Annotated in this window: 21 protein-coding genes; 8 read left to right on the top strand and 13 right to left on the bottom strand. The window is 65.0% G+C overall.

The window, feature by feature from the left end; translation table 11 throughout:
• Positions 1-337: 337 nt before the first annotated feature.
• Positions 338-1993, top strand: coding sequence for a YfcC family protein (locus ACTQWE_RS09055; RefSeq protein ID WP_441856829.1), 1656 nt, complete (start codon positions 338-340; stop codon positions 1991-1993).
• A 2-nt stretch (positions 1994-1995) separates the two neighbouring features.
• Here ACTQWE_RS09055 and ACTQWE_RS09050 read toward each other — a convergent pair whose 3' ends face one another.
• Positions 1996-2787 (bottom strand): prepilin peptidase, encoded by a 792-nt coding sequence (locus ACTQWE_RS09050; RefSeq protein WP_441856828.1) that lies wholly within the window; start codon positions 2785-2787, stop codon positions 1996-1998.
• A gap of 167 nt (positions 2788-2954) precedes the next feature.
• Here ACTQWE_RS09050 and larE point away from each other — a divergent pair, with 167 nt between their 5' ends.
• Positions 2955-3827 carry an ATP-dependent sacrificial sulfur transferase LarE gene (gene larE, locus ACTQWE_RS09045; protein WP_441856827.1) on the top strand — a complete coding sequence of 291 codons (873 nt, stop codon included), beginning with the start codon at positions 2955-2957 and terminating at the stop codon, positions 3825-3827.
• 72 nt (positions 3828-3899) lie between these two features.
• Here larE and ACTQWE_RS09040 read toward each other — a convergent pair whose 3' ends face one another.
• The 3 genes from ACTQWE_RS09040 to ACTQWE_RS09030 all read right to left on the bottom strand — a co-directional run bounded on the left by ACTQWE_RS09040 (position 3900) and on the right by ACTQWE_RS09030 (position 6293).
• Positions 3900-4370 carry a SixA phosphatase family protein gene (locus tag ACTQWE_RS09040; protein ID WP_441856826.1) on the bottom strand — a complete coding sequence of 157 codons (471 nt, stop codon included), beginning with the start codon at positions 4368-4370 and terminating at the stop codon, positions 3900-3902.
• A 58-nt stretch (positions 4371-4428) separates the two neighbouring features.
• Entirely contained in the window at positions 4429-5526 is a 1098-nt protein-coding gene (locus ACTQWE_RS09035) for a nucleoid-associated protein (RefSeq protein WP_090861559.1), read from the bottom strand.
• 113 nt (positions 5527-5639) lie between these two features.
• Positions 5640-6293: a GNAT family N-acetyltransferase gene (locus ACTQWE_RS09030; protein ID WP_090861557.1), complete on the bottom strand. Its 654-nt coding sequence runs from the start codon at positions 6291-6293 to the stop codon at positions 5640-5642.
• Between the two features lie 881 nt (positions 6294-7174).
• Here ACTQWE_RS09030 and ACTQWE_RS09025 point away from each other — a divergent pair.
• Positions 7175-8656, top strand: a complete 1482-nt coding sequence (locus ACTQWE_RS09025; RefSeq protein WP_441856825.1) for a DUF1846 domain-containing protein — start codon at positions 7175-7177, stop codon at positions 8654-8656.
• 165 nt (positions 8657-8821) lie between these two features.
• Here the strand turns inward: ACTQWE_RS09025 and ACTQWE_RS09020 are convergent, their stop codons facing one another.
• Positions 8822-12232, bottom strand: a complete 3411-nt coding sequence (locus ACTQWE_RS09020; protein ID WP_441856824.1) for a M14 family metallopeptidase — start codon at positions 12230-12232, stop codon at positions 8822-8824.
• 385 nt (positions 12233-12617) lie between these two features.
• Here ACTQWE_RS09020 and ACTQWE_RS09015 point away from each other — a divergent pair, with 385 nt between their 5' ends.
• Together ACTQWE_RS09015 and ACTQWE_RS09010 are read left to right on the top strand one after the other, a co-directional pair.
• Entirely contained in the window at positions 12618-13100 is a 483-nt protein-coding gene (locus ACTQWE_RS09015; protein WP_441856822.1) for a hypothetical protein, read from the top strand.
• Between the two features lie 91 nt (positions 13101-13191).
• Complete coding sequence (locus tag ACTQWE_RS09010; RefSeq protein ID WP_441856821.1) at positions 13192-14316, top strand: SIS domain-containing protein; 1125 nt, start codon at positions 13192-13194, stop codon at positions 14314-14316.
• 112 nt (positions 14317-14428) lie between these two features.
• On the opposite strand, the gene ACTQWE_RS09005 is transcribed toward ACTQWE_RS09010, so the two are convergent.
• From ACTQWE_RS09005 to agaB, 4 genes are all read right to left on the bottom strand, one after another.
• Positions 14429-14872, bottom strand: a complete 444-nt coding sequence (locus ACTQWE_RS09005) for a PTS fructose transporter subunit IIA (RefSeq protein ID WP_441856820.1) — start codon at positions 14870-14872, stop codon at positions 14429-14431.
• A 118-nt stretch (positions 14873-14990) separates the two neighbouring features.
• A complete protein-coding gene (locus ACTQWE_RS09000) occupies positions 14991-15809 on the bottom strand; it encodes a PTS system mannose/fructose/sorbose family transporter subunit IID (RefSeq protein ID WP_170103403.1) in 819 nt (272 codons plus the stop codon).
• On the bottom strand, positions 15799-16587 hold the full coding sequence (locus tag ACTQWE_RS08995; RefSeq protein ID WP_441856819.1) for a PTS mannose/fructose/sorbose/N-acetylgalactosamine transporter subunit IIC: 789 nt from the start codon (positions 16585-16587) through the stop codon (positions 15799-15801). Before ACTQWE_RS08995 ends, ACTQWE_RS09000 begins: the two co-directional genes overlap by 11 nt.
• Before the next feature lie 108 nt (positions 16588-16695).
• Complete coding sequence (agaB, locus tag ACTQWE_RS08990; RefSeq protein ID WP_441856818.1) at positions 16696-17181, bottom strand: PTS galactosamine transporter subunit IIB; 486 nt, start codon at positions 17179-17181, stop codon at positions 16696-16698.
• Positions 17182-17489: 308 nt separating this feature from the next.
• Here agaB and thpR point away from each other — a divergent pair, with 308 nt between their 5' ends.
• Positions 17490-18197 (top strand): RNA 2',3'-cyclic phosphodiesterase, encoded by a 708-nt coding sequence (gene thpR, locus ACTQWE_RS08985; protein ID WP_441856817.1) that lies wholly within the window; start codon positions 17490-17492, stop codon positions 18195-18197.
• A gap of 18 nt (positions 18198-18215) precedes the next feature.
• Here the strand turns inward: thpR and idi are convergent, their stop codons facing one another.
• From idi to feoB, 4 genes are all read right to left on the bottom strand, one after another.
• A complete protein-coding gene (gene idi, locus ACTQWE_RS08980; RefSeq protein WP_441856816.1) occupies positions 18216-18803 on the bottom strand; it encodes an isopentenyl-diphosphate Delta-isomerase in 588 nt (195 codons plus the stop codon).
• A 37-nt stretch (positions 18804-18840) separates the two neighbouring features.
• Positions 18841-19116 carry a type II toxin-antitoxin system RelE/ParE family toxin gene (locus ACTQWE_RS08975; protein WP_441856815.1) on the bottom strand — a complete coding sequence of 92 codons (276 nt, stop codon included), beginning with the start codon at positions 19114-19116 and terminating at the stop codon, positions 18841-18843.
• A complete protein-coding gene (locus tag ACTQWE_RS08970; protein WP_170103397.1) occupies positions 19116-19379 on the bottom strand; it encodes an AbrB/MazE/SpoVT family DNA-binding domain-containing protein in 264 nt (87 codons plus the stop codon). Before ACTQWE_RS08970 ends, ACTQWE_RS08975 begins: the two co-directional genes overlap by 1 nt.
• A 95-nt stretch (positions 19380-19474) precedes the next feature.
• The gene (feoB, locus tag ACTQWE_RS08965) at positions 19475-21913 is read right to left on the bottom strand and encodes a ferrous iron transport protein B (RefSeq protein WP_235927260.1); all 2439 of its coding nucleotides are present in this window, start codon (positions 21911-21913) and stop codon (positions 19475-19477) included.
• Positions 21914-22175: 262 nt separating this feature from the next.
• On the opposite strand from feoB, the gene ACTQWE_RS08960 reads away from it, so the two are divergent.
• Together ACTQWE_RS08960 and ACTQWE_RS08955 are read left to right on the top strand one after the other, a co-directional pair.
• Positions 22176-23123 carry an L-lactate dehydrogenase gene (locus ACTQWE_RS08960; RefSeq protein WP_170103396.1) on the top strand — a complete coding sequence of 316 codons (948 nt, stop codon included), beginning with the start codon at positions 22176-22178 and terminating at the stop codon, positions 23121-23123.
• Between the two features lie 465 nt (positions 23124-23588).
• Positions 23589-25031 carry a L,D-transpeptidase family protein gene (locus ACTQWE_RS08955; protein ID WP_441856814.1) on the top strand — a complete coding sequence of 481 codons (1443 nt, stop codon included), beginning with the start codon at positions 23589-23591 and terminating at the stop codon, positions 25029-25031.
• Positions 25032-25065: the final 34 nt, after the last annotated feature.

Genomic DNA, 25065 nt, shown 5'->3' with positions numbered 1-25065 from the left:
GTGAAATAGGATACTACCCTCCCCCGTACGCCCGCTCGTCCCTTTCCGCAAGTTTCACATCAGCCCAAGGCGCCGGCCAGCCTTCTCACATGCATAAACCTCCCCCCTCTGATGCGGCGAACAACGCTCAGCGCGTTCGATTCCTGCCGCTCGGAGGCTCGACTTCCCAGTTCGTAGAAATGTTCTTGTAACTTTATTGAAATATTCCGCTTACAAATATAGACTGCCGCCCGGTGCCCGACGAAGCGCCGGCATTACCGTCGAGGCACTCCAGCACCCATCCCCATGCAATGCCGCGGCAGCCGGCCACCTGCGGAAAGAAGGGAGTCGTCTCGCCATGAGCGACCATAGCCTCAGCCAGGAGGCCGCACCAGACCCCAACCTACCAAACGCCCCCGAAGACGTGGAGGGCAAGGCCCGGGGCAAGAGGAAGCACCAGATGATCTCCTCGTACACCATTCTCCTCCTCATCACCGTCGTCATCGGCGTCGCCACCATGCTCATCGCGCGCGTCACGCCCAAGGTCACGGCGGTCAAGGTTTCGGACATCATCTCCAGCCCGGTCAAGGGCGTGCTCGACGGTATCGAGATCTCGCTCTTCCTCCTCATCTTCGGCGGCTGCATGGGCATCGTGAACAAGGTGGGCGCCATCGAGACCGGCATCCGCGCGCTCGTCAGGCGTCTCGAGGGCCGTGAGCTCGTCCTCGTTCCCGTCATCATGGCCATCTTCGCCGTCCTCGGCTCCGCATACGGCTTCTGCGAGGAGACCATCCCGTTCTACGCCCTGCTCGGCTCCGTCATGTACCTCGCCGGATACGACACCATGGTCTCGTCGGCCACAGTGCTCTTCGGCGCCGGCGTCGGCTGCCTTGGCTCCACCGTCAACCCGTTCGCCAACGGCGTCGCGATCGCGAGCCTCCACGACAAGGGTATCGAGTGCAACCAGGTCACGATCATCGCCCTCGGTGCGCTCCTCTGCGTGATGGCATACGGCGTCTCCCTGTTCTTCATCCTGCGCTACGCCCGCCGCGTCCAGCGCGACAAGGGCTCATCCATCCTCTCGCTCCAGGAGCGAGAGGCCTGCGACGAGGCCTTTGGCGGCAAGGACAACTCCCAGGTTCTAACCAGGGGGAACTCCACCCTCACCAGTACTCAGAAGGTGACGCTCGTCCTCTTCGCCCTCACGTTCGTCGTGATGATCGCCGGCTTCGTCCCCTGGGGCGACTTCGGCGTCAACGTGTTCGATGCCGGCGCGTCCTCGCACGAAGAGACCCAACAGCTCGACGCGAGCGCCGTCAAGGGCGACTGGAACGACACGAGTGCGGACAAGTACGGCACCATGACCTCCATCTCCAAGGGCACCAAGGCCACGACCACCTCAACCGTCGAGGACTCCCAGAGCTGGACGGGTTGGCTCACCGGCGCCTCCATCGGCGACTGGTACTTCAACGAGGCCAGCACCTGGTTCTTCGTGATGGCCATCGTAATCGCCCTCGTCGCGCGCCTCTCGGAGGCGGACACCGTCGACGCGTTCATCGGCGGCGCGGGAGAGATGGTCGGCGTGGCGCTCGTCGTGGGCCTCTCGCGCGCCATCGAGCTCCTCATGAACATGTCCGGCCTGGACCAGCTCATCCTCACGTCGGCGTCCCACAGCCTGCAGGGGCTTTCCGCCATGGTCTTCACGCCGCTCTGCTACCTCGTCTACCTGGGGCTTTCCATCATCATCACCTCCACCTCGGCGCTGGCCTCCGTCTCCATGCCCATCATGGGGCCGCTGGCGCAGGTCCTGCACTTCTCGCCCGACGTCGTGGTGATGATCTTCGTCGCGGCAAACGGCCTCGCGAACCTGTTTTCTCCCACTGCCATCTTCCTGCCCGGACTCATGCTCGCGCACGTGGGATACGGCACGTACCTGCGCTGGGCGTGGAAGCCAATCGTCGTAATCGGCGTGCTCTCCGTCGCGATCCTCACGGCCGCGATGATGATCCTGTAGCGCTAGCCCCCGCCTATGAGCACGCGGGCGCCGCCCTCGCCAAGCAGCAGCGCCGCCCAGCACGAAGCCGCCAACGACGGGCCCCACGGAAACGCGTCCTTTCGCGTGCCGTGGGGCCCGCGTCGCGTATCCACGTGACGGTTTCGACGGCCCCGGCGAGCCCAGGCGAGCCCAAACGCCAGCCCCAGCACGCTCGCAAGCGCAAGCATGAGCGCCATCTGCGCAGGTCCCAGGTACAGAGCCGTCACCGCCACGAGCTTCACGTCCCCGCCGCCGACGCATCCCGCCCTCAGCGCGCGGGCCGTCGCAATCGAGAAGAGCATGCCCGCCGCCAGCACGCCTGCCGCGCAAAGCATCCGCGCCATGGTCCGAAGCGCCGCCTCGGCAGGGCCAGCCCCACCGGCAACGCCCTCCCACGCCAAGCACACGACCCGTGTGGCCACGGCCACGGCAAGCGCGCCGTTCGGGATCCTCATCTGCACCAGGTCGAACGCAGAGAGCGCCACGAGGCAGCCGCACAGCACCATCGTCCCCACGGCCTCCGGTGAGCCGGCGCCACGCGCCACGGCCCCCATGCCGGGCACCCCGCCTCCCGCAAGCGCCCACGCCTGCGCCCCCAGCGCAAGGCCCCCTGCAAGCGCCATGCCCGCGCACGCCGGCCGCCGACGCCCCGCATCCACGTCACACCCCCGCGCATCCCACGCGGCGCGCAGCGCCCACGTCCCCACAAGCGCGCCGGTCGCCGCACCCGCAAGCGCCCACGCCACGCACGCACCAAGTCCCAAACGCACCATCGGCCTCCCTCCCCCGGGTGTCCCGATTCTACGCGCCCGCACGCGCCATCAGATGCACGCAAAACGGTTAAATCCCTGCTACACGCGCCCGCGCGAAAGACAAGCGCGATACAATCGCAAAAACCGCGTCGCAGCCGCAGCTAGACGCAAGAATCAGGGGGATAGGAATGGATCCAGAACAGCCGACGGCACAGCAGCAAGACCTCGCACGCAAGCTCGAAGACCTCCGCGCATACCTGCGCGAGCTCGGCAGCGTCGCCGTCGCCTACTCCGGCGGCGTCGACTCCACCCTCCTCGCGACGGTCGCGCACGACGTGCTCGGCGACCACATGCTCGCCCTCACGGCACACATCCGCGGCATGGGACAGTCAGACTTCCTCGAGGCGCAAGAGCTCTGCCAGACGCGGGGCATCCCCCACGCAGCCGTCGACTTCGACGAGCTCAAGGTCCCGGGCTTCGCGGACAACCACCCCGATCGCTGCTACACCTGCAAGCACGCGCTCTTCTCGGAGCTGAAGCTCGTCGCGGCGGCGCACGACCTGCGCTTCGTGGCCGATGGCTCCAACGAGGACGACCTCGGCGACTACCGACCGGGCCTGCGCGCCCTCGGCGAGCTCGGCATCAAGAGCCCGCTGCGCCACGCCCACCTCACCAAGGCCGAAATCCGCGAGCTCTCGCGCCAGATGGGCCTCCCCACCTGGGACAAGCCCAGCGCGGCGTGCCTGTCGTCCCGCTTCGCGTACGGCGAGAAGATCGACGCCCAGAAGCTGGAGCGCACGGCCAAGGCGGAGGTGTTTCTCCACTCCCTGGGCTTTGGCCAGCTCCGCGTGCGCGTGCACGGCGCGGACGGACAGCTCGCGCGCATCGAGGTGCCCGCCGCAGACATCGCGCGCCTGTGCGCGGACCCCGTGCGAACGCAAGTCGCGACGCGCCTGCGCGAGCTGGGCTTCCTGTACGTCAGCTGCGACCTCGCGGGCTTCCGCTCCGGCTCCATGAACGAGGCCCTCGGCGCGCCGGATGCCAAAACGCCAAGGGCCTAGCGGCAGTGGCCCAGCCCGCCGCCAGATGCAAAGCCACTGCCGCGGCAGCGGGCTTTGCAGCCAGGCCCGCGCCTAGGCCTCCCGCAGCCACAGCAGGCGCGCCTGGCCCGCGGCCAGCCTTCCCGTCGGGAAGTCGATCGCGGCGACGGTGCCCTTGCCAAACGGCACGTCCTCGCCGCACAGGCGCTTCACCATGTTCCGCATGAACGGCACGTGTCCCACAGCCACCACCGTGCCGCCGTCCACGCACGAAAGCTCGCTCACAAAGCCGTCCTCGTCCTGCTCGTACAGGCTGTCGTGCACCACGATGTCCATGGGGTCCACGCCCAGCGCGTCCGCCGCCACCTCTGCCGTGCGCTCCGCACGCGCCGCCGGGCTCGACCACAGCTCCAGCTCGCCGACCGGCTCGAGCGTCGCAAAAATGCGAGGGTAGGCCTCCTCCAGCGCAGCCACGCCGTCCGGCGTCAGCTCGCGGGCCAGGTCGCCCTCGGGCCCCTTCGGCTCCGCCTTGCCATGCCTCACCAGCACCAACAGGTCGATCATGGTTCCTCCCGCTCTCGCCATGCCGGGCGCCCCGGCACCGCCCCGCCCTGCGCGGCGGCTACTTGTTCTCTATCTTCCCCACGTTCTTGATGAGGATGGACACGAATCCCTCCGAGTCCGTCGTGAACTCGATGTAGTTAGAGTCCGCGGCGTACTGAGAGGGAAACGTGATCTCTATGCCGGTGTCGGTCTTTATCTTGTGGTTCTTCGCCAGCCGGTTCGCGACGCCGCGCTTTACGGGCACCTCCTCCGGCAGCTCCTTCTCGCGCGTCACGCGCTCGTAGCGCTCCTGGAGCTCCGGCTCGTCCTCGAACACGCGCCGACCCACCTCCTCGGGGGCAAACGCCTCGTCCACCTCCGCGCTCGACTGCACCACCGCCTTCGCGTGGGCCACGGCCTCCGTCACGTTCACGCCGGCCTCCTCGGCCACGTCCGCCACGATCTTCTCGACCGCCTCCACCACCTCGCGGCTCGAGGCCTGAACGGAGCACTGCAGCAGCCCCTCGGGAATGATCTGGCGCTCCTGTGTGCCCACGGTGCGCACCTTGTCGTGGAAGTCGATCGAGAAGTCGCCCAGGTCAACCAGCACGTAGCTCTCCACCTTCTGCGTGGGACTCGGCAGCGTGGAGTCCTGCCGCAGGATCTGGTTTTGCGGCGCGCCCGTCGCGTCCGCGCCAAGGTCGTGGATGAACGCCTGCTTCCTGGGCAGCAGCACCGCCGCGAAGTAGCGCCGGCTCAGGTCCTCCACGTCCGCCTGCTCGGCCGCCTCGGCAAACGCCTGCGCCGCCTCGCCGTCGCCGGCCGCATCCGCTCGCGCCTTCATGTCCTGCGTGTCCGTGAAGTCGCACACCAGAAGGTCGCACTCCTCCAAGTCGTCGCAGCGCCTGAGCTCCTCCCACAGGTACTGCGCAACCTGCTGGGAAATCTCCGTGAAGCCAATCTGCCCCTGCGCATAGCCGCGCAGCGCGTCCGCAAACCCGCTCTCCGCGGAAAACTCGCCGTGCCTGTTCTCTGCACTGGAGCTGATCTTGCGCATGTGGCGCTGCACGTACGACTTCACGGCGCGCGCGTCCAGGTCAAGCTCGCGCTGCGAGAAGGACGTGCTGCCCGACTCGAAGTCGAAGGCGTGCAGGATGGCGTGGGCTATGTGCATCATGTTCTATCACCGTCTGGGTAGTGTCTTGGCCTGCCGCTTCGCGCGGCCTGTGTGCCGAGACAGCATACCACCGCGGGCGAGAAGGGCGCGGCGACGGCGTTCGCGGCCCGTGGCTACAGGCGCCTGCCGTACAGGTAAATCACGCCCGCGTTCGGGTCCCCGTACACGCCACGCTTCTCTTGGATGAGCTTCAGGCCCGCACGCTCAGAGAACTGGCAGTCGGAGTTCTTCGTGAGCATCGTGAAGAACCCGCGGGCGCCGTGCTCGCAGAAGCGCATGACCGCCTCCTCCAGCATAGCCGAGCCTATGCCCTGGTTGCGCGCGGCGGGGTCCACGACGCAGAGGTTCAGCTCCGCGTCCGCGTTGCTGTACCCGCGGGAAATGAACACGTCCGCCGTGGTGTACATGCGCAGGCGGCTAAACAGCAGCTCCTCCACGGACGGACCGCCGATCTTGGCACGCTTGCGCGCGGGCACCATGAGCTCCTTGAAGCGCTGCTCCCAGTGCTCGTTCACGATGATGGCGCCATCTGTCGTGAAGCCTCCGAAGCAGGCCCCTACGACCTTGATGCCCTGCTGTGCCACGAACGAGAACTGCGAGCGCTTGAGCGAGCCCGCCGTCAGTACCCTTCCGAACGTTATGCGGTCGTACACGCCCTCGACGTCGGACGCCCATGTGCGAGCGCAGACCTTTGCGACCGCATCGAAGTCCGCCTCGGTGAAAGGCCGATAGGTGATCTCGGGCCTCTCGTTCGTATCGATGTCCATAGCCTCGCAGCTTCTCTCATGTCATCTATCGCATGGAAAATTCGTCCTGCAGAGTGAAGTCGAACTTCCCTACCATAATGACGCATAATTATACCGAGCGGTACGACTAACTGCCCGAGCGGTACGAACTTTTCCGCAGGCAGAACGCCCCACAAGGGTCAAAACGTTACCATCATCGGGCAGTTCTATCAATATTCGAATGACCACCCATGTGGTGAACAGATAGCTGAATCCATGTGCCCATGCACAGGCGAACGAGGGCACGGGCACCGCCTGACGTAAAAAGGAGGACGGCCTTTCGGCCGTCCTCCCGAGGGGTAACTACTCTTGCTGGTACTTTGGACTCTCCCCCTTGGCTCGGGCACGCCCTGCTGGGCAATGCCTTCGTACTAGGGAACGTGCGGTGACTCGCAACGCCTCATCGGGTGGCGTTCTGGTCACTTTCGCGAACGGCCGGTTCTGCCGTCTGTCTCTGTTAGGACTTTGCGAATCCGATCCGCTGACGTTGGCCGATACTGCCGGCCGCTAGGCTAAGACGGGACGCGCGATGCCGTTCGCGAAGGACCCGGTAAAACACTCTTCACTGTTCACTGGCATCACCTCCCTGTCCGGCCGCCGATAGGTTTCCGCGCGGCTTTTTCTTTTCACTGCAAGTATTACCCAACCTCAGGCAAATGTACACAGATAGGTGGTCCTTTGCGTGAGCGGCACAACTTCGTCCGCAAACGGCACAGATGTACGTACGTGCGGGCACTGACGTCCGTAGGTGTCCGGTGCAGCCCCTTGTAACGTAACCGTGACCCACCCGCCCATGGTGTAGGCTAGTGGCGACCGCATCACACTCGGCGCACCAGGCGCACCCCAAGACGAAGGACGCACCCATGCAGACGGGCTTTGACAACCAGAAGTACATCGACACGCAGGCAGCGCGCATACGCGAGCGCATCGCGCAGTTCGGCGGCAAGCTCTACCTGGAGTTCGGCGGCAAGTTGTTCGACGACTACCATGCGAGCCGCGTTCTCCCGGGCTTCGAGCCAGATTCGAAGGCGCGCATGCTCAGGCAGCTGGCAGACGACGCGGAGGTCGTGTTCGCCCTGAACGCGAACGATATCGAGCAGGGCAAGCGCCGGAGCGACATCGGCATCAGCTACGGCGACGACGTCCTGCGCCTGATGGACGTGTTCCGCGGCATGGGCCTCGCCATCGGCGGCGTCGTGATCACGCGCTTCTCCGGGCAGCCGAAAGCCGAGGCCTACCAGGCGCGCCTGGAGCAGATGGGCGTCTCGGTGTACCGCCACTACCCCATCGCGGGCTACCCCACGAACGTGAACCTCATCGTGTCCGGCGACGGCTTCGGCAAGAACGAGTACGTCAAGACCACCAAGCCCCTCGTGGTGGTCACGGCGCCCGGCCCCGGCTCCGGCAAGCTCGCCGTGTGTCTCTCGCAGCTGTACAACGAGCACGAGCGCGGCATCGACGCCGGCTACGCCAAGTTCGAGACGTTCCCCGTGTGGAACCTGCCCCTGAAGCACCCCGTGAACGTGGCGTACGAGGCCGCGACCGCGGACCTGGACGACAGCAACATCATCGACCCGTACCACCTGGACGCCTACGGCAAGGTTACCGTGAACTACAACCGCGACGTCGAGACCTTTCCCGTGCTCAAGGCGATCATGGAGAAGATCATGGGCAAGAGCCCGTACCTATCCCCCACCGACATGGGCGTCAACATGGTGGGCAACTGCATCTGCGACGACGGCGTGTGCCAGGAGGCGGCGCGAAACGAAATCGTGCGCCGCTACTTCTGGGAGGCCGAGCGCCTGGAGCGCACGGGGCAGGGCGAGGCAGAGCTCGCACGCATCGCCCTTCTCATGAAGGAGGTCGGCGTGGACGAGAACTACAACCCCGCGCACGCGGCGGCACTCGTGAAGGAGGAGGTCACCGGGCTCCCCGCCGGCGCGATGGTGCTGCCCGACGGATCTGTCATCACCGGCAAGACGTCCCGGCTCCTGGGCGCGGCATCCTCGCTTCTGCTGAACGCGCTCAAACGAGTGGCCGGCGTGCCGGACGAGGTCTTCGTAGTCTCGGACGAGGCCCTGGTCCCCATTGGCCGCCTGAAGACCGAGCACCTGCACAGCCGCAACCACCGCCTGCACTCGGACGAGACGCTCATAGCGCTTTCCATCAGCTCCGCAACGAACCCGCTGGCAGAGCAGGTGATTGCGGCCACGAGCGCGCTCAGGGGCTGCACGGCGTACTTCTCGGTCATCATCTCGCGCACCGACGAGGCCGTGTACAAGAAGCTTGGCATCAACGTGTGCTGCGAGCCCAAGTTCGAGCGCGGCACCTACTACCACGGCTAGGCGCCCTGCACCACGACGACGCAGGTGCGACGCGGCAGTCATACTGCCCGCCCTCAGGCGAGAAGAGCCCGGGTCCCACGCGCAACGTCACGCGGGACCCGGGCCTCTCTTTGGCCTGTTGCTGGGGCAAGCCCGAATCTGGCCCCAGGCTAGACTCGGGCGAGGCTAGTCCTGGCTCTTCTCGCCTGCGTCGCCCTTCTGCCTGCGGCTGCGCACCACGAGGTACGCGACGCCCGCGACGACGAGCACTCCCACGACGACGGCCGCGGGGCTCGCGCCCTGCCGCGCGCCGGATGCGGCGAAGTCGCCGTCAAGCTGCTTAGAGTAGACGGCCGCCGTGAGGTAGCGGTAGTCGTCCTGCTGGTGCGCCTTGTTGGTGAGCGTGTTCGCGAAGAGCGCGATGCTGCGCCCGTCCCTCTGGTAGTCGACGGCCTGGATCTTGCCCTGGTACTCCTTTATGTAGTCGCTGGGCATGAAGCCTTCCACCAGGGGGTCGTCCGTGGTCTTGACCAGGATCTTCGAGCCCTTTGGCGCTTTCTTGATGTAGCCGCCGCCGTAGCCGTACATGAGGTGGTCGCCCTCGTTCTTGTACGTCGCGGTGATGATGTCGTCCTTCGGGAACTCGACGGTGCCAAGGGCGTCGTAGCCCAGCCAGTCGCCGTCGCTCGGCGTGAACGAGATGTTGCCCGCAAGCTTGTAGTCCTTCACGAACTGCAGCGCGTCGGCCGTGTAGGCAACGTACGGCGTGCCGGACTTCACCTTCGCGGCCACGGCCTTCGCGTTCACCGGGTACTGGCTGCCCACGATGATGGTCGCCTCGTCCAGGTCGTCCGTGAGCTCGAAGCCCATCTGCTTCGCGAGCGCGAAGTCGTCCCAGTTGCCGTTGGTGTTCGCGCGGTTCTCGTAGTCGGCCATGCCGACCTTGTTGCCCGCCGCGTCCTTCTGGAACTTCTCGTACGCCTTTGGCACGTACGCCTTGATCTTGCCGCTGATGCGCTGCGCCTTGGGCGCGGAGTTCACCTTCTTCACGTCCAGCACGTGGTCCCTTGTGGCACCCTCGAGGTCGGCCGCGGCCACCACGTAGTCGCCCTCGTCCTTGCCCTCGCTCACGAGCCCGACGGACTTGCCGTCCTCCAGCAGGTCGTTCACGGCCCTCACGGCGTCGAGCCCGTTGTTGTCGATCACGGCGTACTCGCCCTTGCCCGAAACGTCGCTCTTCTGCGCAGGTGCCTTCCTCACGTCCTTCAGCGCGTCCGCCGCAAACGCCCCGGCGGTGCGGACGGTGTCCATGTCGAACCCACGGAACTCCGAGAAGTTCGTGACGGGCTCGCTGTAGAGCGAGTACTGGGTCCAGTCGTCGATCACGAGGTTGGGGTACAGGGCGCAGTTGGCCATGTTGCGCTTCGCCTGGTGCATGTCCACCACCATGGTGCCGGCCGGGTACGTCTTGTCGCCCACCTTCACGTCCTTGGTGGTCTCCCTCACCTGGACGCCGTTGTGGATGAGGAAGTCGACGGTCTCGGCCGCCGCGGAGCGGTTGTTCTGCTGGTCTGCGTCCATGGGGATGACGTAGTACTCCGGGAAGAAGTTGCCGTTCGTCCTGCCGAAGCTGTCCTTGGCGTCACGGGGACGGAACGTGTCGGCCTCCGCGCCCTTCTCGTCTCTCTGGTTCACGTAGTACGGGCGGATGGAGTCCGCGTCTATGTTCTGGACGCCGCGGCGGAAGCGCTCGAGCTGGTTGTTGAACATGCGGTCCTTGTTCTGGACGACGAAGTCCGCGTTGCCAACGAAGCCATAGCGCAGCGCCTCCACGGCGTCGGCCGTGCCGTACGGCGCCTCGACCGTGTATGCGTTCGTGCCGTGCATCATGGCGTACTGCGGCGTGTAGCTGGTGGACATGTCGTCGAACGGCGCCTCCCAGAAGCGCGTGCCGTCGTCCTGCAGCTTGAGGTAGTCGCGCATGGGCATCTGGACGGAGTTGATGGTGGGGTTGTTTGCGATGGCAGTGCCCATGAACGCCTCGCCCTGCGCGAGCGCCGTGTCTATGAACAGGTCGTACTCGTTGTTGGGGTCGTGCGTGGGCGAGCAGGGCTCCACCTGGAACTGCTGGTAGTAGCCATGGACCTCGTGGAGCGATATCGGGTCCCACTGCGTGATGAGCCCGCTCATGGCCTGGGTCTCGGGCTGGGTCTGGTACGTGTTGTCGCGGTTGAGGTCGAAGCCGTTGCCGTTGGTGCGGACGTTCACGGCGCGGGCGTCCACGTTCTCGCTCGGGACGAGGATGTAGAACACGTCGTCCAGCGACTTCGCCGGGTCGAACGTCTGCGTGTCGGAGTCGTAGTACCTTGCGAACTCCTCCTCGCTCAGGTCGGAGGACGCGTTGTCCGTTTTGGGGCCGTCGTAGTTGGTGCCGTGTCCCTTGCCGCCGTCACCGCGGATGTAGCCGATGCCCGTGACGTCGTCCTTCACCAGGTCGCTCCACACGGTGCGGTCGTGGTCCATCTCGGTCTTCAGCTCCGCCTTGCCCTCGCTGGTGAGACCGGTGGCGCGGCGGTACTCGATGGGCTTGTTCGCCGCGAGGTCGCGGGCGAACTCCATCACGGCGTCGACGGCCACGATCTCGTCGGCGTGCACGTTGCTGTAGACGACGGGCACCTTGTACTTGAGCTTCCCTGCCGCAAGGTCCGCCTGCACGGATGCCGGGTCCTTCTCCATGCGCTCCTTGAGGGCCTGGTAGTCGTCGAGGTCGGACTTCTGCTTCGCCACGAACAGCGCGCGCATGGGACGGCCCTGCGCAGACGTGCCAAACGTGCGGACCTCGGCATAGAGGCCGTTTGCCTTGGCCTGCCTCGCGAGCTCGGGCAGCTGGGCGTCGATGTCCTTCTGCGTGGCAAACACGTCGTACGGCTTGAGGTCGACCTTGGTGGACGCGACCTTCTTGCCATCCACGTCGCATGCGAGGTTGTACGTTCCCACGTAGTCGTACATGGAAGAGCGCACGAACTCGCGCGAGCGCACGTCGATGCCGTCGATTCCCTCGTAGAGTTCGCGGTTCTTGAACGACGCCACGACAGATGGCGTGCCGTCGAACTCCTTGGCGGTTAGCCTCACGTCATAGAAGAAGTCGCGCGACTTCAGGACCTTCTCGTCCGCGGTGTTGCCGTTTCCGCCCTCGGCGGCGCCGTCCTGCGTCGCGACGGTCTTCCAGTCGCCCAGCTTGCCGCCAAGCCACTGCTTGGGATAGGTCTTCTTGCTGAACTGCCCCTTCGTGCGGCTGAGTGTCAGCGTGACCTTGCCCTCCTTGATGAGGGACTCGAGCTCGTCCACGCTCTTGCCCTCCACGGGCGCGGTGAGCCTGAACTCGCGGCCCTCGATCATGGAGATCATCGGCGTGGAGCTGCCGTCGTACGCGGCGTCCGTGCGCTCGAGCGTGGCCTTGGCCGTGGACTGGCTGGCCGACTGCGACTGCGCGGACGTCTCTGCCATCGCCGTCGTGGGTGCCACGACCTGTCCCAGGCTCACAGTGAGCATGAGGCCCGCGACAATCGCGCCGCCTGCCTTGCGAATGGAAACCATGCTTCCTCCCTCTTGGATTGCGCCCATGCGAGAAGTGCGGCCTACGCATGCAGCACTTCTCGCCGCTATTGACGCAACACAGGGTACTTTGCTACCTAATCTTATGTTTCTATTTTATTTCGTTTCTAGGTAAACGTAGGTGTTTGTTCGGCACATGGCAGTCTGAAAAATGTTGATAACGCATGCATATCGTGCATGGAATAACCCATAGTCGCACGATTGGGGGACAACGGCGCCCGCATGCCGCCCGGAAATTGTTTCCCGCTTGCGAAAATATGCGCACCCGTGGCAAAAGGCTTACGCGTAAGCGACGTGCGTGGCACACAATGGTACTGTAACGTCATATAAAGATGGTGCCAAGGCGGCACGGGGGGAGGCAATTGGGATGAGCAAGGCGGCCACGTACGGCGTGTCCGAGGACGGAAGGACCATCTACAGGAACGCGTGGCTCAAGCGCAGCTTCTATGTGAACGACGCGCAACAGCGAACGTGCACGATGTACCGTTCGCGCTTTGTGCTTGGCGTGGCGGCGGGCGCGCTCGCGTGGGTCCTCACGAAGAGCTACGTCGCCCTGGTGGCCATACCGTCCGCGATCATCCTGGTGATGAGCTACCTCTTCTATTACCGCTTCCTGACAAGCCTGGAGCTTGCGCCCGACGACGGCGCCACGCTCCCCCGCAGGCGCATGAGCCTTGCGCAGGGGCTGGTGTACGGGCTTGGCGGCATCGCCTGCGGCTGCCTCATGGTCGCGAACGCGCAGGCGCAGGGCTTTGCGGGCCCCACCCTCATGGTGAACTACGTCGCGGCCGCCGCGGTGGCGCTCTTTGGCATCTGGCAGCTGCTGAGGGGCCTGGTCGAGCGCGGGTAGCGCTCCCTAGACGGGACGGGACGCGACGCGAAAGGCAATTGGCATCGTCTTGCGCCGCGCATGCAGCGCGGCGAACGGGAGAGGAGACGGAATGGAGAAGGACATCGAGAACGTCACGATGATGACCTACGTGCGGGAGACTCCCGGACAGGTCGAGAAGAACGTCGGTCGTAGGAAGGAGCTCGTGGCGCCGCTGGTGGACGAGCTCGAGCGGGGAGGCTACGGTTCCGTGCTTGTGATCGCCTGCGGCTCGAGTGCGAACGCAAGCAGGTGCGCCGCGCCGTTCATGCGGAAGTACCTGGGAATCCCGGTAGTGGTCACGACGCCCGGCGCGTTTCTGACCTCCGACTTCCTTCCCGGGGACGACACGCTCTGCTTCGTAGTGTCGCAGTCCGGCTGCTCAACGAACTCCCTGGCCGCGCTCGACAGGCTGCGCTCCGCGGGCAGGAGGGCCATCGGCATCACGGGCAACCTCGACTCCGACTTCCGTGACCATGCGGACCTCGTCGTGGACTATGGCGTGGGCGTCGAGTACGTGGGCTACGTAACCAAGGGCGTGACGACGCTCGCCCTGTTCCTCATGCTCTTCTCGCTCGAGGCCTCCCACGACACGGGACGGCTCTCCGACGAGGGATATGGCAATGTCGTGAGCGAGCTCGAGCTCGTTCCCGAACGCCATAGGGCGGTCCAGGAAGCGACGGAGGAGTTCTTCTCCGCGCATCTGAAGGACATGCTCTCCATCGAGACGAGCTACGTCATCGGCTTCGATCAGGCGTACGGCATCGCCTGCGAGGGAGCCCTGAAGTTTGGCGAGACCATGAAGGTCCCCTCGTTCGCCTTCGAGGCCGAGGAGTTCAACCACGGCCCGAACCTGCAGCTTAACCCCAGCCGCACCGTCTTCGTGGTGGACGACATGAACCTTGGCTCCAAGCGCGCGCACGAGCTGTACGACGCCTGCCGGTGCGTCACGGACCACGCGTTCCTCGTGACGTGCGGCGACGCGGGCGAGAAGGACGACCACGCGTTCGCAGCTAGCGTAGGCGAGGTCGCGGAGCCGACGCTCTCCCCGCTCTACCTGCTGCCGTTCTTCCAGATAATCGCCCACCACGCGACGGACGCCCTCGGCAGGTGGGACGACTTCCCTCTGATGAGGGACTACAAGCGCTGTGCACCGAGCAAGACCGAGAAGATCGGGGACGTCATGCCCCTGCTGTAGACATGCCCCTTCCGAGGGGAATGAGGGTAGCTGCACGACTAAGGACTAAGGCCCGCAGGCAGTCCCGGATGGGACTGCCTGCGGGCCCTCTCTTGCATTTCGGTTCGTACGCCTAGATGCCGTCCGAGAAGTCCTCGTCCTCCCCGGCGGGCTGCGCGAGCTCGAACTCCACGACGGACGACTTCATGGAGTCCTTCGCGAGCTGGGCAAGCTCGTCGAGGCCGGACACGGCGTCGCGCTGCGTCGCGCACTCGACGAGGCCGCCCAGGTTCACGCCCGCGACGACGCGCACGTCGCCCAGGGGGATCCCGAGCGTCGCCGCCGTCTTGAACGGCGTGCCTCCCACGAGGTCGCAGAGGACGAGCACCCCGTCGACATCCTCCCTCGAGCGAAGCGATTCCAAAGCCGAGGCCATGCCCTTCTCGAGCTCCTCCGTGCCAGAGAGCGAGGTGAAGTCCAGTGCCGCGTAGGCGTCCTGGGGACCGGCGATGAGCTCGAGCGCGGACGTGATTCCCGAGGCGAAGTTGCCGTGACCCGTGACGATGATTCCGACCATATGACCCTCCCATGCGGGGTGGCGGCCTCAGGGCCGTCCCCGAACCGTGGGCGGGACCCCGCGCACGGGGCCCCGCCACATCAGACGTTGCCTATGACCTGCAGTTTCTCCGCAGTTGCTACATCCAGTTGAGAAGCGACATCAGAAGGCCGAACAGGATGACGCAGCCTATGACGGCGATGGTGTTGACGTGCTTCTTCTTGAAGAGCCAGTAGATGAGGAACACGACGGCAAGGGGCAGGACGTTGGGAAGGAGCTGGTCGAACACCGACTGCACCGTGGTGGAGCCGACGCCGAAGACGAGCTTCTTCTGGAACGCTATGGAGACGTAGCTGGGTATGAGCGCACCGATGACCGTGGTGCCGAGGATTCCCGCGGCGCCGGTGAGGTACCTCGTGGCCGTGCCGACCTTCTCGACCGCCTTCGAGCCGAGGCTGTAGCCGAGATGTGCGAACCAGATGCGCGAGAAGCCGACGACGAGGTATATGCCGATGAAGACGAGCGGTCCCAGGATGGAGCCGGACTTTGCGAGCGAGCAGGCGATGCCGGCCGTGATGGGCAGCACGGTGAACCAGAAGATGGAGTCACCGATGCCGGCCATGGGTCCGAAGAGGCCGTTGCGGACGCCCTGGATGAGCTTGCGGTCCGCGCCCTTCTCCTCCATCGCGAGGACCATGCCCTGGAGCAGCGTCGCCATGTGCGGCTCGGTGTTCATGAACTCCATGTTGTAGGTCATGAACTCCTTGAGGTCCTCTTTCGAGTCGCCGTAGATCTTCTTGAAGCCCGGGATCATGTTCATGGTCCAGCCGGGCGCCTGCATGCGCTCGAACGAGAACGCGATCTGCTCGGTGAGCGAGTTGATGCCGAGCCTCGTGATATCGGACTTGCTGAGCTTCTGAAGGGGCTCGCCCTTCTTGTTGGTGGGATTAGATGCCATCAGAGTCGCCTCCGTCGTCGATTGCCTCAGCATTCTGCTCGTCAAAGCGCTTCTGGTACATGTAGTCGATCGCGGCGAGGGACGCGCCGATGATGGCGACGGGCAGCACGTTGGGCATCTTGAGGAACGTGGCCATGACGAAGCCGATGAAGAGGTACGGGTAGGTCTCGGGCTTCAGCGTGGTGAGCAGCAGCATGGCGAGGCCGACGGCGGGAAGGATGCCTCCCGCGACCTCGAGGCCGTGCGTGACCCAGGTCGGGAACGAGTTCACGAACGCCTGGATGGGCGCCTGCAGCGCATAGGAGCACAGGAAGATTACGAAGCCGCAGAAAACCGCCTCGAAGATGGTGACGCCCCAGACGAGGCTGTTGAAGTGCCTCACGTCAGCCTCGGCCGCGTACTTGTCGAGCTTGTGGGGGACGAAGGAGTAGACCGTCTTGAAGAGGATGCCGATGCCCTGCGCGAGGAGCGCGAAGGGATACGAGAGCCCGAGCGCCGTCTCGGCACTCTGACCGGTGGTGTAGGCGAGAACGACGGTCATGATGCCGGCGAACAGCGGGTCGGGAGGCACGGTCCCGCCGACGTTCGTCATGCCGAGGTATGCGAGCTCGGTGACGGCGCCGCACGTGACCCCCAGCTCCACGTTGCCCAGGATGATGCCGGTGAAGAACGCGGCGACCATGGGCCTGAACCAGTAGAACGCCTCGGTCTGCTGATCGAATTGGCATATGGTGCCAACTATGAACAGCAGAAGGCCTTGCACAAGGGTAAGTTGCATGCTTCCTCCCTATGTCAAGCTCTTCTCCCCAAGGGAGAAGGGCGCCAACAAACGATGGATGCTCTTGCGTGCTATGAGGTTGTGTGGGCTTGATGCCCGCCCGACTGTCTAGAGACCGAGGTCCTCGACCTTGCGTCCCGTGGGCAAGAGCTGGATGTAGACCTTGGTGCCGTGGTCCTGTATGGCCTTGAGGTCGGCGAGGTCCTGGTCGTCCACGTAGACGTGCTGGTCGTGGAAGACGTGCTTGTCCCCTGAGGCATGCATGTTGCCGATGTTGACCTCCTTTATGGGGACGCCACCCTCCACGAGCTTTCGCATGTCCGCCGGGGTCTTTGCGACGATGAAGATGTGCTGGCGGGCGCTGGCCTTGCCGATCACGTCGATCGTCTTCTGGATGGTGAAGAACCTGATTCCCACGCGCGCGGAGTCCGCCGTGAGCTTCATGAGCGACTGCTGTATGGGGTCTGCAGCGGCGTCGTCGTTCGCGACGACAATGAGGTTGCAGTTGGGAATGGACCCTACCCAAGCCGCGCCGACCTGTCCGTGCACGAGCCGGTTGTCAATCCTTGCGAACACGATGTCTGGTGTTGCCAACGATATCGCCTGCCTCCCGTGGGGCGCTGGCGTCCGGCCGGCGTCGCTTTTCAATGGTGAAATCAAAGCCATCGTTCTTATACGCCCGACAATATCGGGAAAAGCGGATACAAACGCGAATGATGCGTTTTTCTCTGCAAACGTTATAGTGGTCTTACGGGATTGCGTAAGCGATTTCCACGTGTTAAGCACAGATTGCCACTCCGCTACCCTTGGTTGACGCATATCCAATCCGGGCAGTCGAGGCGGCATCGCTTGGCGCGGGGAGATCGGCAGACCGAGGCCGTGCGACGGGAAGGGGGTGCACCGTGGACGACGGGACGCAGGCAAGCGAGGCCGCGCGGGGCTCGAGCGAGGACGCAGCGCCGCGCAGGAGGCTCTTCGTGGCGTTGCTGCCGGACGAGGGCGTGCGCGACGAACTCGTGGGCGTGCAGCAGATGGTGCTCCCCCACCTCGACCACGCGCGGGCGACGTCGCGCGGGAACCTCCACCTGACGCTCGCCTTCCTTGGGGAGCTCGACCGCGAGCGCGAGAAGCGTGCGCTCCAGGCGATGCGGCGGGCGGCCGAGGATGCCCGGACGGGAGTGTTCGCCGTCGAGCTGGGGCCTGTGGGATGCTTCCAGAAGCGTCGCGGGTCGATTCTGTGGCAGGGCCTTCGCGAGGATGGCGCGGAAGGACGGGAGCATGAGGGGTCGCGGGACGGAACGCGACGGCTCGCGGAACTGAGGGCGACCCTTGGCATGCGGCTGCTGGAATGCGGCGCGATCACGGAGCCGCTCCCCACGTTCGTTCCGCACGTGACGCTGGCGCGCGGCTGCCGTCTGCGCAAGGAGGAGCGCGAGGCCGGAATGGACGCGTTTCTCGCCCAGGCGAACGAGCAGCTTGCGGCACGTAGCCTGAGAGCCGGGCGGCCGTGGGTCACGAAGATGCGCGTCGGTGCGATGTCGCTGATGTGGAGCCACCATCCGGACGGCGGCGCGCTCGTGTACACGGAGGTCGCGCGCGTAAGCCTGTGACCGGGGGTGACGCGGGCCCTATGGATGGGCGTGGGCCGCTAGCCAGGCGCACGCCATGGGGGCGGCCGTCAGAAACCAGCTTGCGTAGCGCGAGGGATGCGCCTGCAGGTCCGCGAGCGCCTCATCCGCATCGACCCAGGCAGTCGCCTCGACCTCGCTGGGGTCGGGCATGAGGGGACCGTCATACGGCGCCACGAAGACGTGGTCGTACTCGAACTCCGTAAGGCCGTTGCCGTAGGAGCTTCGGTACACGAACGACCCCACCTCGTCGTACCCTAGGCTTGCCGCCACGGCCGCGGGCACGCCCAGCTCCTGCGTGAGCCTGCGCGGAACGGCATCCGCAAGCGCCTCCCCCACCCGCGGGTGCGAGCAGACGGAGTTGGCCAGAAGCCCGCCGGAATGGTACTTGCCCTGGGCACGACGCTGCAGCAGGAGCTGGAGCGTGCCAGCGCTCCCCCGATACAGGAAGAGCGAGAACGCCCTGTGCAGGCGCGCCTGCTGGTGGCACGCGAGCTTTCCCATGCTGCCCTGGGGACGGTCCATGAGGTCGACCAGGATCAGCTGGTCTTCCTGGTGCTGGGACAGCATGTCTGCCAGGCTTGCCATGCGCTGCAACTCCCTACAAATCAGTTAGCAAAGCTTTCTATCTTCTTGTACGCCGACGGAGCAATGCGTCATGATGACCCACGTCCAACAACAGGATGAGATGACTCTCCTCGAACTTAAACGCTATTCTCACGTCCATGTTCACGCTGCACTCAAACTCATGTGAAGCGCGTATATGCTTGACGCGCAAGGAAGGGTGCCACGGATCAATAGCAAGCTGCCGAATCTTGTTTTCGACCTGCGCCCGCTCCTTCTTCCCAAGCTTCGCATACGCCTTCTTAAACGAAGGCGCAAGCACGAGCTTATATGGCATCAGCCGGCCCGATGCAAATCTGCAATCGCATCATCCGCATCTTCAAAAACTGGAAGGTCCCCGCTGGATAGCCCCTCCTCTGCCTCACTGGCAAGACGCTCCAGTTCTTCAATCTTCTTCTTGGGATAGATCACTACCGGGACAAAGCGGATCTCCCCATCCTCGATGTAGACATCGAAAGTGTCACCAGAGACAAGGCCGAGCTGATTGACTAGCTTCTTCGGTATCGTAACCTGACCTTTGTCCTTAAGCGTCGTGAGCATCCCGGCCTCCAAGAGTATGAATTTCTGACTTTCCGACATTCTATCCTATGGGAAACCGGGATGCGCCTTCACCTCTGGCGAACGGCAGTCTACCCCTACGCGAAGCCCAGCAGGGCGCCGACCACGTGCACCAGAAGCGCCACGAGGTAGGCGATGCCGCACTGGAACACCACGATGCCCAGCGCCCAGCGGCCGCCAAGCTCGTGCCTGATGGCCGCGATCGCCGCGACGCACGGGGTGTACAGCAGGCAGAACACCAAAAGCGACACGACGGAGAGCGGCGTGAGCGTGGCGAGCAGCTGCGCCGTGGAGCCAAACAGGACGGAAAGCGTCGCGACCACGATCTCCTTTGCCATGAAGCCCGCGATCAGCGCCGTGGTGATGCGCCAGTCGCCAAAGCCCAGGGGCGAGAAGACCGGGGAGATCCAGGCCGCGATGGCCGCCAGGATCGAATCGCGCGCGTCCTTGGCGACCGCGAGGGTCGGCGTGAAGTACTGCAGGAACCACACGACGACGGCGGCCGCGAACACCACGGTGAATGCCCGGTGCAGGAAGTCCTTGGTCTTCTCCCACATGAGCATGAGCACGGACTTCGCGCTGGGAAGGCGATAGTTGGGAAGCTCCATCACAAACGGGACGGCCTCGGCGCGGTCGACGGTCTTGTGCGTGACGAGCGCCACGAGCACGCCGACGACGATGCCCGTGAGGTACAGGCAGAGCATCACGAGGCCGCCCTTGCCCGGGAAGAACGCAGCGCTGAAGTAGCCGTAGATCGTGAGCTTGGTGGTGCAGCTCATGAACGGCGTGAGCGCGATGGTGAGCTTGCGGTCGCGCTCGGACGGCAGCGTGCGGGCGGACATGACGGCGGGCACCGTGCAGCCGAAGCCCACGAGCATGGGCACGATGGAGCGGCCGGACAGGCCGATCTTGCGCAGCAGCTTGTCCATGAAGAACGCGACGCGCGCCATGTAGCCCGTGTCCTCCAGAAGCGACAGGAAGAAGAACATGGTCACGATGATCGGCGCGATGGGCAGCACCGTGCCGACGGCGTTGAAGATGCCACCGATCACGAGGGAGTGCAGCACCGGGTTCACGCCGGCCGCCGTGAGGCCCGCATCCGCCGCGGCCGTGAGCGCGTCGACGCCCGCCGCGACGAGGTTCTGCAGCGCGAGGCCGATGACGTTGAACGTGAGGAAGAACACGGCGCCCATGATGAGCACGAACATGGGGATGGCCGTGTACTTGCCGGTCAGGACGCGGTCGATCCTGCGGCTGCGCTCCTGCTCGCGCGAGGCATGCGGCTTCACGACCGCGGCGGACACGATCTTCTCGATGAACGAGAAGCGCATGTCCGCGATGGCGGCGGCGCGGTCGAGGCCGCGCTCCTCCTCCATCTGGTGCACGATGTGCTCCACGGCGTCGAGCTCGTTCTTCTCTAGCGCGAGGGCCTCCGTCACGTGGGCGTCGCCCTCCACCAGCTTCGACGCGGCGAAGCGCACGGGAATGTTCGCGCGCTTCGCGTGGTCCTCTATCAGGTGCATGATGGCGTGCAGGCAGCGGTGCACAGCGCCGCCGTGGTCGCTGGGGTCGCAGAAGTCCTGCCGGCCGGGAAGCTCCTGGTAGCGCGCCACGTGTATGGCATGGCTCACGAGCTCGTCCACGCCCTCGCCCTTGACGGCCGATATCGGCACCACGGGGATGCCCAGCATGTCCTCCATCAGGTTCACGTCGATCGTGCCGCCGTTGCCCTGGACCTCGTCCATCATGTTGAGCGCGAGCACCATGGGCTTGTCCAGCTCCATCAGCTGCATCGTCAGGTACAGGTTGCGCTCTATGTTTGTGGCGTCCACGATGTTGATGATGGCGTTTGGCTGCTCCTCCAGAATGTACTGGCGGCTCACGAGCTCCTCCGGGCTGTACGGAGAGAGCGAGTAGATGCCCGGCAGGTCCGTCACGTCCGTGTCGGGGTGTCCCTTGATGGCACCGCTCTTGCGGTCCACCGTGACGCCGGGGAAGTTGCCCACGTGCTGGTTCGAGCCCGTGAGCTGGTTGAACAGGGTGGTCTTGCCGCAGTTCTGGTTGCCCGCCAGCGCGAAGCGAAGCACTTCTCCCTCAGGCACCGGATGCGAGTGGTCGCTCGTGCGCACGTCCACCTTGTCGGGCAGACCGTCCTCGCCAAGGCCCGGGTGCCCAATGCTCCTGTGGCGCCCGCGCGCGGCGCCGGCCGGCACGGGGCACGCCTCCGTCGTGACGCGAATCTTGCGCGCATCCGCAATGCGCAGCGTCAGCTGGTAGCCATGGATGCTGAACTCCATGGGATCGCCCATGGGCGCGTACTTCTCGAGCGTGATCTGCGCGCCGGGTATGACGCCCATGTCCAGGAAGTGCTGGCGGAGCGCACCCTCCCCTCCCACGACGGATATGGTGACGGTCTGGCCGATCTCCACGGACGCGAGCGTGCCCTCCTCGCGCAGGGCCTCGCCGTCCGCGCGCGTTGTCGAAGATCTGCCATCTGACATGTCGATTCCTGACATGATGTGCCTTTCGATAGTTAACTTAGTCTTACAAATCATACAACATTCGGCCATGCCCGCGTGAGGCGCGCAGATGATGCGCGGGCATTGATGCAGGGGGTGGCGCAACCGAGAAGATCGGCACCCACAATCGAGCGTGTCAAGTACTATCGTGCGAGGTAACAGGCTCAATCCGCCAACGGCAAATTTGAAGTCCTCACCCATAGCTCCTCCATCGAACTTCACAATAGAAACAAAATGCAACCTTAAGAGGGGTGGAGCCATGACGCAGCTAGCACGCAAGGTCGTAATCATCGGAGCCGGTAACGTGGGCAGCCACGTGGCCATGAACCTCATGGTCAGCCAGTACGCGGACGAGATCGTGTTCCTGGACATCAACGAGGACGCTGCAAACGCACAGGTGGAAGACCTGAAGGACATGCTCACAGCCACCAGGCGCCACGTGCATATCCGCGTGGGCACCTACGACGACTGCGCGGACGCGAGCTTCATCGTGATGACAGCCGGCCGCAGCCGTCGACCCGGCGAGACGCGCCTCCAGATGCTCGCGAGCACGTTCTCGATCCTGGGCAGCATCGTCGACCCCATCGCGAAGTCCGGTTTCTCCGGCTTCCTCATCTGCGTGTCCAACCCCGCGGACGTCGTGGCAGAGTACTTCTATCGCAAGCTCGACCTGCCGCGCTCGAGGGTGTTCAGCACCGGGACGTCGCTCGACACCGTCCGCCTCAGGCGCCACATCGCGAGCATCGTGGACGTGGACCGCGACCAGGTCGAGGCGTTCTGCATGGGCGAGCACGGCGACTCCTCGTTCATCCCACGCACGCACGTCTCCATCGGCGGCATCGGCATCGAGGAGTACCTGCGCAGCCACCCGCAGCTCGCAGACAAGCTCGACTACGCCACGCTCACGGACACCGTCCACACCTCTGGCGGGCGCATCGTCGCCGGCAAGGGCTCCACGGAGTTCGGCATCGGTTCCGTCGTCGCCGTGCTCATCGCATCCATCCTCCACAACGAGCGCCTCGTGACGCCGCTCTCCGTCCACCTCGAGGGCGAGTACGGCGAGAAGGACGTTTCGGTGGGAGTGCCATGCATCCTCGGACGCAACGGCATCCAGGAGATCCTCCCGCTCGAACTCTCGCAGGACGAGAGGGACGCCATGCACTCATCCTGCAACGTCATCCGCGAGGCGTTCGCGAGCATCGAGTAGCTCCGGCCCGCACGCGGCGCGCGGCGCCGGCCGCAGCGCCCCGCGCCACCCGCAGCGCCAAGCCAATCGCACCACCTTCTGACAGATGTCACACCTGTCAGAAGGTGGTGCCTTTTGATGCGTACGAGTCCCTCACTTTCTGACAGAAGCCGAACCTGTCAGATAGTGGTGCCTCTTGGCTGAAAAAAGCCTCCCTAACATGTGCAATTCGCCTCACTACCCGACAGAAGCCACACCTGTCAGAAAGTGAGTCCCTTTCCCACGCACGAACCCCTCACTACCTGACAGAAGTCACACCTGTCAGGTAGTGAGGCGCCTCGCCACGCGCGCACTGCACGTCCTCCCCCCCGCCGCGCGCGCAAAACACTCCCATCGTCTAGAATTCTTCCAGCTATCTGCACGGCGCCGACCGCCGACCGGCGGCCGCGCCCGTCCCCATCGCACCCATACACGCGAGGAGTCGCCTTGGCCCAGCCCACGTCCGCAAAGCACGCACGCAAGACCGATCCCGCAGCCGGCGCAACGGCCGGCAAGCCAGCCAAGAGCCGCAGGAAGGCGATCCCCCTCCTTGCCCTCGGCATCGCGACTGCCCTCGTCGCGGGCCAGGTCGCGGGCACAAGCTACTATGGCTCGCACTTCGTCCCCGGCACCACCGTGAACGGCGCGGACGTGTCCAACATGACGGAGGCCGAGCTCGCTCGCCAGGTCGCGACGAGCGCCGCCTCCTGGAAGACGACCGTCGCCGGCCAGGGCCTCACCTTCGCCATCGGCGCCACTGACATCGACCTGGACGTCAGCCCCGCAGACTACGCCCGCGACGCGAAGGCCCAGACCGACGCCGCCTCGTGGGCGCTCGACCTCACGCACCCCAGGCACATCACGGTGTCCAAGACCGTCGCCTACAACAGGAAGAAGCTCGACGCCCTGGTCGACGCCGCCGTCCAGGCTCACAACCAGAGCGCCACGCCGCCCAAGAACGCCTGGTGCGCCCTGAACCAGAAGACGTCCACGTTCGAGGTCACGCAGGAGGCGCTCGGCACGGCGCTCGACGCCAACGTCGTCAAGGCGCAGGTCGAGAAGGGCGTCGCGCGCCTCCACACCAAGGTCTCCCTCAAACGCGACGCGCTTCTCCGCCCGCAGCTCACGAGCAAGGACGCCGGCCTTCTGAAGGCCGTGGACACGGCGAACGCGTACGCCGGCCATGCCATCACGCTCACGAAGGAAGGAAAGCCCCTCGCGAAGCTCGACAAGAAGACGGTCGCCACCTGGGTGCGCGTGGACGACGACCTTTCCGTGGGCCTCGACCGTGACGCCATCGCCCAGTGGGCGCGCGACTCCCTCGCGAAGAAGGTCGCGAAGTCCGACGAGGAGCACGACTACGCCATCGACGCCGCCTCGCTCGCGGCGTCCGTCGCCAACGCCGCGCAGGGCGAGAAGGACGGCTCCCTCGAAGTTCCGCTCGCCGTCACCGCCACCCGTCCCGCGCAGACGCCCGGCCACGAGGGCCGCGGCCGCCACATAGACCTGAACCTCTCCACCCAGTACGCGCGCTTCTACGACGAGGACGGCTCGGTCATCTGGCGCTCGTACTTCGTGAGTGGCAACACGTCCGAGGGGCGGGCCACCCCCACGGGAACGTTCAAGGTCAACGCGAAGCGCACGAACGAGACGCTCGTCGGCGCGGACGAGGACGGCGACGGCGAGCCCGACTACAAGAGCCACGTCGCGTACTGGATGCCGTTCGTCGGAAACGCAGTGGGCCTGCACGATGCCAGCTGGCGCTCCGCCTTCGGCGGATCAATCTACTCCTATGCGGGAAGCCACGGCTGCGTGAACCTTCCCCCGCGAGCAGCGCGCGAGCTCTACGGCCTCGTCAAGGTCGGCGACACCGTCTACGTCCACTCGTAGCCGCCCGTGCGCGCCGCACGCAGCGGGGCGGGCC

It is taken from the genome of Parafannyhessea sp. LCP19S3_B1 (assembly GCF_052121955.1).
In the GTDB taxonomy this organism is placed as follows: Bacteria; Actinomycetota; Coriobacteriia; order Coriobacteriales; family Atopobiaceae; genus Parafannyhessea.
The sequence above is the reverse complement of the archived record's forward strand: the minus strand, read 5'-3'. Positions and strand labels throughout refer to the sequence as shown.